The 12,934-nt window shown below is 64.6% G+C and carries 12 protein-coding genes and 1 tRNA gene; 8 read left to right on the forward strand and 5 right to left on the reverse strand.

Translation table 11 applies throughout. The annotated features are described in order from the left end of the window. The first annotated feature begins 297 nt into the window (after positions 1–297). On the forward strand, positions 298–1,920 hold the full coding sequence (locus tag H6718_14315; GenBank protein ID MCB9586571.1) for a hypothetical protein: 1,623 nt from the start codon (positions 298–300) through the stop codon (positions 1,918–1,920). A 78-nt stretch (positions 1,921–1,998) separates the two neighbouring features. Further along, the gene (gene ribB / locus H6718_14320; protein MCB9586572.1) at positions 1,999–3,147 is read left to right on the forward strand and encodes a 3,4-dihydroxy-2-butanone-4-phosphate synthase; all 1,149 of its coding nucleotides are present in this window, start codon (positions 1,999–2,001) and stop codon (positions 3,145–3,147) included. A 2-nt stretch (positions 3,148–3,149) separates the two neighbouring features. On the opposite strand, the gene H6718_14325 is transcribed toward ribB, so the two are convergent. Further along, positions 3,150–3,863 (reverse strand): glycosyltransferase family 2 protein, encoded by a 714-nt coding sequence (locus H6718_14325; GenBank protein MCB9586573.1) that lies wholly within the window; start codon positions 3,861–3,863, stop codon positions 3,150–3,152. Positions 3,864–4,227: 364 nt separating this feature from the next. Here H6718_14325 and H6718_14330 point away from each other — a divergent pair, with 364 nt between their 5' ends. Further along, positions 4,228–4,671: a hypothetical protein gene (locus H6718_14330; GenBank protein ID MCB9586574.1), complete on the forward strand. Its 444-nt coding sequence runs from the start codon at positions 4,228–4,230 to the stop codon at positions 4,669–4,671. Here the strand turns inward: H6718_14330 and H6718_14335 are convergent. The 3 genes from H6718_14335 to H6718_14345 form a co-directional block, all read right to left on the reverse strand. Beyond that, positions 4,640–5,326 carry a TIGR04282 family arsenosugar biosynthesis glycosyltransferase gene (locus H6718_14335; GenBank protein ID MCB9586575.1) on the reverse strand — a complete coding sequence of 229 codons (687 nt, stop codon included), beginning with the start codon at positions 5,324–5,326 and terminating at the stop codon, positions 4,640–4,642. The two genes, H6718_14330 and H6718_14335, sit on opposite strands and share 32 nt — an antisense overlap. Continuing rightward, entirely contained in the window at positions 5,326–5,949 is a 624-nt protein-coding gene (locus tag H6718_14340) for a TVP38/TMEM64 family protein (protein MCB9586576.1), read from the reverse strand. The genes H6718_14335 and H6718_14340 overlap by 1 nt, the downstream gene beginning before the upstream one ends. Positions 5,950–6,052: 103 nt before the next feature. After that, positions 6,053–8,197, reverse strand: coding sequence for a response regulator (locus H6718_14345; GenBank protein MCB9586577.1), 2,145 nt, complete (start codon positions 8,195–8,197; stop codon positions 6,053–6,055). 213 nt (positions 8,198–8,410) lie between these two features. Between H6718_14345 and H6718_14350 the strand changes: the two genes are divergently transcribed. Genes H6718_14350 through H6718_14365 form a run of 4 tightly spaced genes read left to right on the forward strand, consistent with a single transcriptional unit; the run spans position 8,411 to position 11,847 of the window. After that, positions 8,411–9,046 (forward strand): RNA polymerase sigma factor, encoded by a 636-nt coding sequence (locus H6718_14350; GenBank protein MCB9586578.1) that lies wholly within the window; start codon positions 8,411–8,413, stop codon positions 9,044–9,046. Continuing rightward, positions 9,039–9,998 carry a tetratricopeptide repeat protein gene (locus H6718_14355; protein MCB9586579.1) on the forward strand — a complete coding sequence of 320 codons (960 nt, stop codon included), beginning with the start codon at positions 9,039–9,041 and terminating at the stop codon, positions 9,996–9,998. Before H6718_14350 ends, H6718_14355 begins: the two co-directional genes overlap by 8 nt. A 17-nt stretch (positions 9,999–10,015) precedes the next feature. Continuing rightward, a complete protein-coding gene (locus H6718_14360) occupies positions 10,016–11,143 on the forward strand; it encodes a hypothetical protein (GenBank protein ID MCB9586580.1) in 1,128 nt (375 codons plus the stop codon). Further along, complete coding sequence (locus H6718_14365) at positions 11,140–11,847, forward strand: hypothetical protein (protein MCB9586581.1); 708 nt, start codon at positions 11,140–11,142, stop codon at positions 11,845–11,847. Before H6718_14360 ends, H6718_14365 begins: the two co-directional genes overlap by 4 nt. 229 nt (positions 11,848–12,076) lie before the next feature. On the opposite strand, the gene H6718_14370 is transcribed toward H6718_14365, so the two are convergent. Further along, positions 12,077–12,150, reverse strand: a tRNA-Asp gene (locus H6718_14370). Positions 12,151–12,302: 152 nt separating this feature from the next. On the opposite strand from H6718_14370, the gene H6718_14375 reads away from it, so the two are divergent. Further along, positions 12,303–12,869 carry a TetR/AcrR family transcriptional regulator gene (locus H6718_14375; protein ID MCB9586582.1) on the forward strand — a complete coding sequence of 189 codons (567 nt, stop codon included), beginning with the start codon at positions 12,303–12,305 and terminating at the stop codon, positions 12,867–12,869. Positions 12,870–12,934 lie beyond the last annotated feature (65 nt).

Genomic DNA, 12,934 nt, shown 5'->3' on the forward strand with positions numbered 1-12,934 from the left:
GTCGCAGCCGTGCTGTTAGCGGGGGAGTGGCACGCGGTTCCTCCACCCGTGCAGCGTGGCATTCCGGTGTCCGTGAATGTAGGGAAGTCGGGCACTCACTCGATGCCCCTTGCATAAGTCAGCACGCTGGATGGAGTGTGAGCAGCAGCGAACAATTGGCGCGTGCGGCGTACCTAGCGTATTCCAAGGGGGTGAGGGTACTGCGTGGGCGAGGTCTGTTCGCTCCGTCCACGCATGGCTTATCGCTTTGGGCGATTGAACGTGCTGCCTACTTTGGCGCAGCATGATGAGGTGACCATGAGGATGCTTCGACTTGCTTTGCTCACTTCTGGCCTGGGGTTGCTCGGACTCGCCTCGGCCTGCACCGCGGAGTTCACCTCCGCTGAGGAGACAGGCGGCGCGGGCGGGATGGCTGGCTCCGCAGGCACAGGGGGGATCGCTGGAAGCGGCGGTGTCGCGGGCGCTGCGGGCACCGGGGGTGCAGCGGGCTCGGCTGGCGCGGCCAGTGCTGGTGGTACGGGCGGAAGCTGCAACGGCGCCGCTTCTCCATCGGATGACAGCTGCGTCGTCACCGAGGACTACGGTGTCTTCGTATCCCCGAAGGGCGACGACACGACGGGCGATGGCTCTCGCAGCGCTCCCTACGCCACGCTAGAGGCGGCGCTCATCGCTGCCTATTCCTCGGGGAAACGGGTTTACGCCTGCAGCAGTGAGGGTGAGTTCGTCCCAAATGGTAACTTGCTCGCCATCGATGATAGCTTGAGTGGGAGTCAGCTCTACGGCGGGCTCGACTGCGACACCTGGGCTTATGATGTGAGCAAGCCGACGGAGGTGGTCGGGAACTACGCTGCCTTGTATGTCAACGGGGTCAAAGGCGGCCTGCGTATCGAGGACTTCAGTTTCCGCGCGGTTGATCAAACGCTGAACTCGAGCATCGGCGCGCTGGTGAGGGACAGTGACGGAGTCCTGTTCAAGCGCGTGAAGTTCATCGCGGGCAAGGGTGCCGATGGCGACGACGGGACCGACGGCTCGGTGGGTGATCCTGGGACAGCGGTTGCGGACAGCCAGAAAGGCGAGGACGGAACCTGTTCGAGTCCTGGAGTAAGGCGTGGTGGCCGCTGGTCGGGGCCCAGTAGCTGTGGTTCGACGGGCGGACCCGGTGGAGATGCGGACTTCGACTTTGGACCTGAGAATGGGATCGCTGGTTTACCGAGCGGAAACGCAAACGGCGGACTGGCCGGCACGCTTTCCTCTGTAAATGGTGTCACCGGGACCGACGGAGCCAAGGGCTCCGACGGCAACGTGGGCTCGGTAGCCGAAGCCGTTGGTCTCTTCCATCAGGACGGCTACGACCCCGCCAATGGCAATCCAGGCACCAACGGTGTCGTTGGCCAGGGTGGCGGCGGCGGCGGGGGTGCGTTCAAGAACGCTGCAAGCACCTGCGGAGGCGCCGGTGGCGGTGCTGGTGGCATGGGCGGCTGCGGTGGAGGGCTGGGAGCGGCTGGCGGCGGCGGTCACTCATCGGTCGCACTACTCGTCTGGGAGAGCGGTGTTACCGTCACCGACTGCGCGTTCGAGTCGGGCGAGGGTGGCGCCGGGGGTAGAGGCGGAAACGGCGGCAACGGCGGTCCCGGGGGTGACGGAGCGTCGGGCGGAGCGGCCGCGGGCGGCTCTGGGAAGGGCGGCCGCGGTGGCGTCGGTGGTGATGGCGGCGGCGGTGGCTCTGGATCCGGAGGGTCGGGAGGGCCTTCATACGGCTTGGTCTACAAGGGGATGAAACCTGCGGAGACCAACAGCTGCAGCTTCAGCGTCGGTTCGGGTGGTATCGGCGGCCACGGTGGGACGCAGGACGGGGTGAATCTCAACCCCGCGCCCGACGGCCCAGCTGGGAGTACCGCCGAGATCTACGAACAGCTCTAGGCGCTGCAGGGCTGCAGACGGGTTCTGCAGAGGGATTGATTGTCGAAGGGGAGCCTGGAAAGTAGGCTCCCGCGACTCATGGCCCTTTCAAGCGTAGAAGCCGGCATCGAAGCCATCGCCCGTGGCGAAATGATCATCCTGGTCGACGACGAAGATCGGGAGAACGAAGGCGATCTGGTGATTGCCGCGGAGAAGTGCACACCTGAGGTGATCAACTTCATGGCCAAGCACGGTCGCGGCCTGATCTGCCTCTCGTTGACGGACGATCAGCTCAAGAAGCTGGAGCTGCCGATGATGGTGGAGAACAACTCGTCTCCGTTCGAGACGGCGTTCACCGTCAGCATCGAAGCTAGAACCGGTGTTACCACGGGGATTTCCGCTCAAGACCGCGCTCGCACGATTCAGGTCGCGATCGCCGACCACGCCTCGCCCGAGGACATCGTGGTTCCCGGTCACGTCTTCCCGCTACGCGCGCGGCCCGGTGGTGTGTTGGTGCGAACTGGCCAGACCGAGGGCTCCGTGGACTTCTCCCGCCTTGCCGGCCTGCGTCCCTCCGCAGTCATCTGCGAGATCTTGAACGATGACGGGACGATGGCCCGGCTGCCTGATCTCGAGCGCTTTGCCGCGGAGCACAACCTCTTGGTGTGCAGCATCGCCGACCTCATTGACTATCGCTTCAAGCGCGACAAGTTGGTTGAACTCCTCACGGAAACGCCCTTTCCGTGTGCCTACGGTGACGATTTCCGCCTGAGGGTCTATCGTGGTGTCGTCGACGGCGCGGAGCACTTGGTGTTGATCAACGGTGACCCCGCAAGGGCGACGGAGCCAGTGCCCGTACGCGTGCAGCATGAGTGCTTGATCGGTGATGTCTTCCGTGGTCGCGACTGCGACTGCGGCTGGCAACTGCACGGCTCCCTCGAGGCGATCGCCAAGGCCGGAGTTGGCGTCGTGGTGTATCTGGGCGGGTCGGAGATGGGGCGCTTCGACGCTGTGCGGCGCTACGCACTGAAGGAAAAGGACCCTCGTCCCCGTCAACGCAGCACCAGCGAAGTGAAGCCGGAGTTTCGGGATCTCGGTATCGGCTGTCAGATCCTCGCAGATTGCGGTGTGAGCAAGCTGAAGGTCTTGTCCAACTCGATCCAGAAGTTGGTGGGCCTTGATGCCTATGGCCTCGAGCTGTCGGGGATTCAGGACATCGTGCGCCCTGACTGGGCGTCGAAGGGCTGAGGTCAGCGAGTGTTGCGATACCAGTTCGCGAGGCGGCTGGCCGGTACGCCGAGCCGGTAGAGCGCCGGGAACGTGTTGACCAGGCAGGTGTCGAGCAGTGGGTGGGCTTCGAACCTGCGACCGCTGACGACGATGCAGCTCGGTGCCGTGCGGATTTGGCCTAGGTTGCGTAGACGCAGCGAGAACTCGAGGTCTTCCATTAGAAGTTGTTCAGGGAAGCCACCAGCTCGCTCGAACCGCTCGCGAGTGATGAACAGGCCTTGATCGCCGTAGGGCAGGGTGGTGTATCGCGAACGAATGTCTGCGAGGTGGAGCCACCAAGGGCCGCCTGGTTCTGGAGTGTCCGTGCGCCCTAGGTGGCTACGCGCGAGGCGCTCCAGCGTCGCGTCGTGTACGTGCCAGGTGCGGAACGCTCCAGCCACCACCCCGGGCTGCCGAAGCAGGCGCTGCACCCAATAGGCAGTATCGAGGGGAGGCAGTGTATCCGCATGGAGAAACAGCAGGAGCTCGCCCCCGCTCTGAGCCGCACCTGCGTTGAGCTGTCGAGCGCGCCCACGCGGTCCCTCCACCAAGGTGAGGCGCCCGTCAAACTCGGAGCCCATCGCGACATCCAGCGTCCCGTCTTCGCTCGCCCCATCACTCACGACGACCTCATACAGCCCGTTCAGCCGGGAGAGGTGAGCGAGCAATGTGGGTAGTCGCTTGGCCTCGTTCAAGGTTGGAATGACGACGCTCAGTCTGGGCCGCGAGTGATTCGCCACAGTCTCAACAGCATCCTTCTCTGGCGGACAGCGTCCGGCAAGGTTCCCCTGAGCGCTCATTCCCGCAACCGGGACGCGCGCAGTTCAGCGGGAAGGCTCAAGCGGGGTGAAAGTTTGCAGTCGATGTGGATTTTATTATCTTTGTAATATCGAGGGGTTGGGAGTCCGTGGTGGTGAGGAGCCTCAGAATAACTGGATCCGGTGTAGGTGGCTGACGGACAATGATGGATCGAAGCTGGCGGTGAGCCACCGCGCGGCGCTTACCCAACGCTTGATACCAATGACGTCTTCAACCGCTCCCTCCCCCCAAGAAACAGCCTTGCTGCGACGTGGATTGCCTCGTGGAATTGGTGTGTGGGGCCTCGCCTTGGCGGTGCTGTTGCTAGATGGCGGCGTCGCCCTCGCGCGTCCTGCCCTGAATGGGCACCTTCGGTTGCCGCAGCGTTCGGAAGTATCGCGACGCCCGGCGCTGGTCGTGAACTCAAACGACGGCGCGGTCTTGGAGCGGAATGCTGGCGTCCTTGGAGTCCGGGCATGGGCTCAAGAACCCGGTTCTTGCCTCGGCCCAGCGGGGCAACGAGCACAACGCGCGGCTCAGGAGGCTGCCCGAGGCTTGCTGAGCGAGGCGCGTTTCCAGGTCCCGGCGCAGCTGTCTCTGATTGGGACATCCGAGCTCGACGTTCGCACCCCTGAAGGCGTCGCTTGCTCCGTGGAGATCGTTGTCTCCCACGTCAGGCCCGCGGCTTCGCGGCGTGCGCGCTGAACCAGCGCTCGAGCCAGGCGGCAGTTGCGGGGGCCTCCAGTTTGCCCGATCGCCACGCGAGTTCTAAGCGCCGCAGATCCGCCGCGACATCCACGTCGAAGTAGGTCGCTACGTCGCGACACGCGTAGCCCCACGACGCGAGGCGGGACCGTGTCGCTTGATATGTCGTTGGCTGACTCCACGGCAGCGCGCCTAGCAGCTCTGATTGCCACGTGGAAAGGCCAAGCAGGTAGTAGCCGCCGTCACTCGTCGGGCCGAACACGGCCTCTGGAGTCGATGCGCCTTGGAGCGCAGCACACGCCTCGAGCAACGCGGACTCCGGCAGTCCGGGTGAGTCGGTTCCCAGCGCGACTACCCAAGCGGCCCCGCTCGCAAAGCGGGCGCTGAACCCTGCGCTCATGCGCATCCCCAAATCGCCCGTGCTCTGGGGGAGGACGTCTGGTGAGGGATCGAGGGGTGGCACGGCTTCCACGCGGCCGTCCCATACCAGCGTCGTCGGGGCCGCGCGCGAGGCGAGCTGAAGCGTGTCGAGCAGGCCGGCATGGGCGAGCTCGGCTGCTTCAGTGGCGTCGAGGGGCGGGCAGAGTCGTGTCTTGACCCGGCCGGGCAGCGGCTCCTTTGCAAAGACGATGATATGTCCGTGTGGAAAATACATCAGTCGCCGGGACCCTCGCTGTGTTGGAACTCATGTTTCAGCTCGCGGCTCGCGGCTCTAGTGACGAGCCCAACCGAGAGCGCCGTTGCCAGGAGACCGAGCCAAAACAGCCAGGTTTTAGCAGGACTCGTCGCCGGCGGTTGGCCCGTCAAGAGCTGACCTAAGCTCTCCAAGCTACAGCCGAGATACACGTAGAGCAGCGTTCCCGGCAGCATGCCGACGGCACCTCCCACTGCGTAGTCGCGAAACCGCACTTTCGTGACGCTCAACGCGTAGTTCAGCAGGTTGAAAGGGACGAGCGGCGAGAGGCGGAGCAACAGCACCAGGCGCAGCCCGGAGCCTGCGATCGCCCCGTCTATCGCCGCAAAGCGTGGCATCTGCTTGGTGCGCTCAACGACCCAGCCACGCGCCAAGAAACGCCCGACGAGGAAGCTCGCGTTGCTGGCGAGGTTGGCCGCGGTCCACGCGACCAGCGTTCCCCAACCCGGACCCCAGCTGAAGCCAGCGGCCAAAGTCAACAGGCTGCCAGGTAACAGCAAAATGCTCGCAACCGCATAGCCCAGGATGAAGAACAGCGCTCCGACTGCACCCAGGCTTTGCGAGTACGCTAGCCCGCTAACCAACCAAGATTTCCACGGGGCAAAAATGAAAAGGGCGCCGCTGAACACCGCAATGACGGCCAGCGCCCATGGTCTGTGGCGGTGCGCGCGACTGCCCGCGCTCGACTCAGCCTGCATGAGTGGGCGTTGCCACCACGGGCGCCGGCGGAATGAGCTTAGCCACCCGAGCGACCACTTGGCGTAGCCGTTCGGGGCTGAGTGGCTTGTCGAGCACCGGCGCTCCGCTTGCCTCGAGGGCCTCGCGACTATGGTCGGTGAATGTGCCCCCCGTCATGAAGACCGTTCGATCCGCCAACGGGCTCTCGCGCCCGGCGAGGGCTGTGCGCAAATCTGGGCCCGTCATCTCCGGCATCATGACATCACACAGCAACACGTCGAAAGGGGCGGTTTCTGCCAGCTCTAGCGCTTGCTTGCCGCTGTTGGCTACCACGACGTCGTGCTCTCGGAGCATTCGAGCGACCGCGCGACCAACCAGTGGATCGTCGTCCACGAGTAGGATCCTGAGCGCGCCCGTCGCTTGCGGCGGCGCGTGCGAGATCCGGACTCGCGCGCTGGAGGTGCCTTCGGCGCGTAGGAGAACCCGCGCCAAGGTTCCGTGTTCCTTCCTCACCAACTCGATTTCACCGCCGAACGCCTGAACGATCCCCTTGCACACGTGGAGGCCGAGCCCAGTGCCCTCGCGACCACGTTTGGTCGTGAAGAACGGTTCGAACACTTGCGCTGCCATTGCCTCAGGGATCCCAACCCCGGTGTCACTGATTTCCACCGTGACTTGGCGCCCCTCACGGCGCACCCGGATGCGAATTTCGTTGGATGACGCGTGCCCGTCGTCAATGGCTTGGGCCGCGTTCACCAACAAATTGACGAAGACCTGGGTCAAACGCCTCGCGTTGCCGCGGACCGCGGGCACCTTGGTGAAGTCTCGCTCGAGCTGCGCTCGATGACGGATCTCGTGCCAGGAGAGCTTGATCGCGGCCTCCAAAGCCGGAATGACTTCAACCGCCTCGATGTGCTCCTCTTCTTGGGCTGAAAAGGTTCGCAGATCCCGCACGATGCGCCGGATGCGTTCAGCTCCGTCAAGGGCCTCTTCCAAGAGCTGCGAGGCCTCGGGTTGAGCGACGCCACCCTCCTTCAAACTGCTCAGGTTGGCGTATACGTAGGTCAACGGGTTGTTGATCTCATGCGCGACGCCTGCAGTAAGAATCCCTACGGAAGCAAGCCGCTCCGCTTCCGCGAGTTGGTGATCGAGCTTGCGCTTGGTCGTTACGTCCCTCAGAACGATCAGCCGGGCTCCGGGCATCCCGGCGCTGCGGTCCAAGCGCTGCACCCGGACCTCAAAGATGCTTCCGTGGAGCGACAGCTCGAAGTTGTCCTGGTCTCCGTTCAGCGCGTCGACGAACTCTTGAGAAACGCTTCGGAGCGCTTCTTCACTCTGCAGCGCCGCCGTCCCCAGGAGCTCCCGAGCGGCGTGGTTGGCGTCCAGAATACGACCCGGACCGCTGATCAAGATGACGGCGTCCGCCATGTGCTGGAGCGCCAAGCTACGCGCGACATCGCGTAGCTGCTCGAACTGTAGGAAACCATTGGTGCGCGCAGCAACCAGCGCCGTGATGAGCAATCCGTACGGTTCGAGATTCAGGTTGGGAATTGGCGCCAGGTCCAGGGCCTCCAGGGTGTTGCCTACTAGCGGAGCCACACCAGCGGCGGTGAGCGCACCGACTCCGGGCTGCTCTGCGCCTCCCGCGCGGAAAAAGATGGAGAGGTTCAGTGCCGTCAACGCGTAGCAATAGGCGATGAAGGCGATCAGCGCAGGGCCAGGCTCGTGCCCAACTTGCTGAAACGGCCCAACGTCCAACAACTGCTCAGTTGTCCAAAAGAGCCCGGGCTTGAGCCACAGCAGAACCTCGAAAACCAGGGTTGGCACCAGGAAGTAGGCGAGACCACGCTGGCGGACCCACGTATCCGGTCCCGCGCGCCAGAGGGTGAGCGCCAACCAAAAACCGGGGAAAGCAAGCATCCCGACGTAACGCACCCGCTTCGCCACGAGCATGATCGGCAATGTCGTCGCCTGAAGCTCCACCAGATAGGCGCCGCTCCAGAGGGCGCCCGCCAAGAGCAGAAGTGCGGTGACGAGCCGGCCGCGCACGCCCAAGTCTGCCCAAAGCCTCCCGCGCGCGAGCGTCATCAGGGCGGTGGTGAGCAGCAGTGCGCAAGCAAGCACCAGCGGAGCAGTGAAAGCCAACGGGGCCATCGGAACTCCCCAATGTACGGCGATCGAGCTCTGGCGGGTTAGTGGCTTCGCGGACAGGCAACGAAACAGCGCTTTCTCCCGTGAACTGGCGGAACGGGAGCGTGACCGAGCAGCGTGGCTTTGACGGGGAAGTGCTCGCTTTTTGATCGGTTCGGGGCCTCGGAACGCACAAGTGACCGAGGCGCGGAAGCTCAGCGCGCCGGGAAACGCAGCTTGTCTCCCCCCAATCCCCAACCCGGCTTCGGCTCGGATCCACGCGAGTGTGGTGAACGAGCCATCTGGTCCGATCTTGTCGATGCCGCGCGCGCGGGGGACTCCGCGGCGCTCGCGGAACTACTCGAGCTCGTCCGCCACCCAGTGCGTCGGACTGCGCTGATGGTGCTCGGGCGCAATCACGCGGATGCGGAAGATGCCACCCAGCAGGCGCTGATTGCCTTCGTTGGGGCACTCCCGCGGTTTCGGGGCGAGTGCCATCCTGCAGGTTACGCCAGCCGCATCGCCTTGCGCTTGGCGCTGGCCAGTCGGCGCAAATCCCAGCGGGATGCCCGCAATGGGCAGAACCTGATGGGGGACGAGCTTCAAGAGCTCAGTCCGAGCCCCAGTGAACTCTCGGCAGCAACCCGCCGGAGGGAGCTCTTGCGCCAGTTGCTCGACGAACTGCCGGATTACCTCGCGGACACGCTCGCGCTGCGTACGCTGCTGGGCTACAGCCTGCAGGAGGTAGCAAGCATCACCGACGCACCAGTAAACACGGTGCGGAGCCGCATGCGACTCGCCAAAGAGGCACTGCGGCGGAGGATCGAAGAGGATCCGCTGCTTCGTTCAGAACTGGGGGTGGGGGATGATTGATATTCACCCTGAGGATCTGCTCGATAGAGAGCGCGAGGGCTCGCTCACGGCTGACGAACGGCTCTACCTCAGCACTCACCTGAAGCAGTGCGCTGCTTGCCGTATCGAGCGCCAGCTGGCGTTCGAGTGCGCCGCAGAGCGAGAGTTGCTGGATGAACAACTATTGCCACGCGGAAGATTTGGGCCAGGCCTCGAGACGGAGCACGGCGTCAACCCACAGGTGGAGCCATCGCCGTCTGGAGTAGCCGAACGGCGCGCTTCTTCCCATCCACCACGCTCTGTGGCACGCCTCAGGCGCGGTTTCCCCAAGGCTGCCGTGGTGGTGGCGGGCTTGTTCTTGGCGGGAGGCGCGGCAGCGCTGGGAGGTGGGCTCCCATGGACTCGTTCATCCCCCGCCGCGACCACGCCTCCAGTTGCCAGCGTCACGCCGGCCGCAAGCGCGGCGCCAAGTAAGCTGGTGAAGAGGCGTTGGCGCTCAGCGGAGGGGCCCGCGCCGGCTCCGAGTGAAGCGGTTGTTGAAGTCGAGCCACCGAGTTCGTCCGCGCCCGCGCCACCGACGAGTGTCCAGCAAACGCCCTTGGCGACGGCTAGCCAGCTGTTTGCACAAGCGTCAGCCGCGCGCCGCGACGGAGATTACCAACGGGCACTGACGCTGTACGAAAGGCTGATTGAGCGGTATCCGAACAGCGCCGAGGCGCGCACCGCGCGGGCCGTTCGAGCGCGCCTCTTGTTGGACCTCGGACACACCACGCTCGCTGAGAAGAGTTTCCGTGAGGCATCGAAAGGAGAGGGGCCGCTCAGTGAAGCGGCGCTGGTCGGTGAGGCTCAGGCTCTTCGACGGGCAGGCAAGTCGGCAGCAGAGCGCGCCGTCTGGCGGGAACTGCTGAGACGCTTTCCCGGATCGCCGAAGACGGCGCTGGCCAAGGCTCGCCTCTCGGAGCTAGGGGATTGACGAGCCTATCGCGGACGGTGATAGGGGCTTTGCTCGCCGCGCTGGTGGTCGCAGGGCAGGCGTCGGCCGAACCCGCAAGCTCCGCCTCTCGCCGGGTTGACGTGCAAGTCACGGGGCAGTCGCTGCCGGGGCTCGAAGCGAGTCTGCGGGAGTCCCTAGGACGTATCGCGCTCGTGCTCAATCTGGCGCCCCAGGCCGTGGCCGCTAGCGACGGCAGCGCTACGGCCCACGTGTGGGTGGTCGTCTCCCCGACGGGTGGCGCCGCGTTGGTCGTGCGGGATCAACTGAGCGGTCAGGTGCTCGAGCAGCGCCAGCTCGAGGCGGAGAGCAGCGAGCTACTCGTCGAACAGCTCACTCTTTTAATCCGCACGGCACTAGAATCTCGACTCGAGCCGGTGCGGCCCCGCGGCTCTGTTGGCGATTTTTCCGAGGTGACGGCTCCTTCCTCCCCAAGGACGGAAGCACCAGAGCCACAGCGTGCACCAGACCCTGGGGAAGCGTCGAGCAAACAGGCGTTCGGAGTGATGGACACGGGGCGTCCGCTTTGGGATGCGCCGCCTCCTTCCCCAGAACCTCGCTCGGAGCAAGCTCGGGGTATTCGCTGGGGGCTGGAACCGGGAGCGGCCCTGCGCTGGTGGTCTCCCGATTTGCCTGTGCGGCGGGCCGTATCCCTTGGGCTCTCCGCGGAGTTGCGTGATTGGGCGGCCTCGCCGGGGATTCAGCTTGGTTTCGGCTACTACGAGAATGCGACGAGCGACACTGCCGTTCTGAGTTTTGATTTAGAAACACAGGAAGCGTGGCTACTGGCGAAGGCCTCACTCTTCGAGAGTCCTGCTTGGGAGCTCGAGGTACGCTCCGGACCGACCCTGCTCTGGTCGCTGGCAGACGTAAGAACCACAGCTTCAGGCTACGCCGCGAAAGAGCCGCGCACCCACTGGGATTTGGTTTGGCGTGGGGAGCTCCTGGCCAAGTACTGGTTTCAGGAGCAATTCGCGTTTGGGCTCTCGCTGGCGCTGGATTACGACGCCTCGCCGGCGAGCTACGGGATAAACGAGAATGGAGTCGAACGCCAGGTCGTGCGTGAAGCCGAGCTGCGTCCAGCTGTAGGGCTGACTCTGAGCACCGGGTTTGGAGCGAGTCGATGACCCAACAGAGCGCGCTGACGTTCTTCGCTTTTGCTGTCGCACTGTCGGCGTGCAGCGCCCAAACCATCACCCTCGCCGAAGGATCGGGGGGGGAGGGTGCATTGCCCGGAGGAAACGGTGGCAGCGCCGGCGCAGGAAGCTACGCTGGCCAGGGGGGCGCGCCCCAGTCGATTGGTGGCAGCGCTGCGACTGGCGTTGGCGGTGGCGGCTTCGCTGGTACCGGGGGATACGCGGGGAGCTACGCGGGGGCTCAAGGTGGCAGCGCTGGCGGAGAGTTCTGTACGCCGAGCAGCGGCTGTGGGGGTTCCATGTACTGTGAGCCCGACGGCTGCGGGAGCCTCGCGGGCAACTGTCAGCCCTTGCAAACTACTTGCGACGGCAGCTTCGAGCCGAGCTGCGGCTGCGACGGCCTGACGTACTGGAACTCCTGCGTGCGGGCCTGGGCGGGGGTGGGGGAGCAATACCCCGGCACCTGCGATCCTGGGCTGGCTGAGCCATGCGACGAGAGCCAGCCCTGCAGCGAGCCGTTCGCTACCTGTCTCTCGATGGAGCCGACCTGCCAGACCGCGGAGTGCTGGGTGTTGCCCTGCCCAGCTGGCCCCCCCGAGCTACGGCTGAGTTCTTGCAACGGGAGTCCCGACTGCCAAGACGCTTGCAGCGTCACACCCGGAACGCTGGTCGTGTTTGACGGTGCCTGCCAGTGAGCCACACGTCCTGAGCCGTCGCTCGGTTTGGCTCGCGCCTGACAACGCGAAAAGGCCAGCCTGTGTAGGCTGGCCTCGAGCAGCAGCGTTGTCTCCGCGCCCTCGGCGCGGTGCGGGGCGGACGGGACTCGAAACCGACATGGCTGCGGAGCAGCCATGCGCGAGGTCCGAGAACCGGGACGCAGATGTGAAAAAGGCCAGCCTGTAAGGCTGGCCTCGAGCAGATTAGCGGGGCGGACGGGACTCGAACCCGCGGCCTCCGGCGTGACAGGCCGGCGTTATAACCAACTTAACTACCGCCCCAAGCGGTCCCGAAGTGGGAGCGGATGTCTATCACAGGTCTCCGCTCTGACAACTCAAAAAGTGAGGTCTCCGCTGAATTTAGGAGCAGGGGTTCTGGCCCGCTGCTTGGACCTCGGGCTTGACGAATATGTAGAACGGTCCATAAAGGAGGGGTGAAGAAGGGTGACGCCACACGGGCCCAAATCGTCGCGGCGGCCGCGGAGCTCTTGGACTCTCAGGGGTACCACGGCACGGGGATCAACGCGGTCTTGGTCAAGGCCGGTGCGCCTCGCGGCTCCCTCTACTTTCATTTTCCAGGCGGTAAAGATGAGATCGCTACGGCTGCTATTTCTCAGACGGCAGAACTCATCGAGCACGCGCTGGTCGCCGCTTTCGCCCGGTACAAGCGCTCAGAGCACGCGGTGCGTGAGGTGTTCCAGCTGTTCGAAGCGCGACTGGTGGAGAGCAACTACGCCTGTGGATGCCCGATTTCCACGGTCAGCCTCGAGCTCTCGGGTTCGGACTCGCCGGTGCTCGCTGCATGCGCGAGGGCCTATGAGAGCTGGACGCGGGAGATCGCCAAAGCCTTGGAGCCGAGTCTCGGCCGCAGCGCGATGGACCGGGCGAGCCTCATCTTGTCGCTGGTGGAAGGTGCCTTGCTGCTATCCCGGGCAACTCGCAGCCTGAAGCCATTGCAGACGGCGGAGCGGCACTGTCTCGAGTTGGTGAAGGCTGACTGAGACGTCCGTGAGGTGGCTCTGGCGCAAATTGAGCGGTCTCAATATATGTAGACCGGTTCAGTAAA

This window comes from Polyangiaceae bacterium (assembly GCA_020633205.1).
In the GTDB taxonomy this organism is placed as follows: Bacteria; Myxococcota_A; Polyangia; order Polyangiales; family Polyangiaceae; genus JAHBVY01.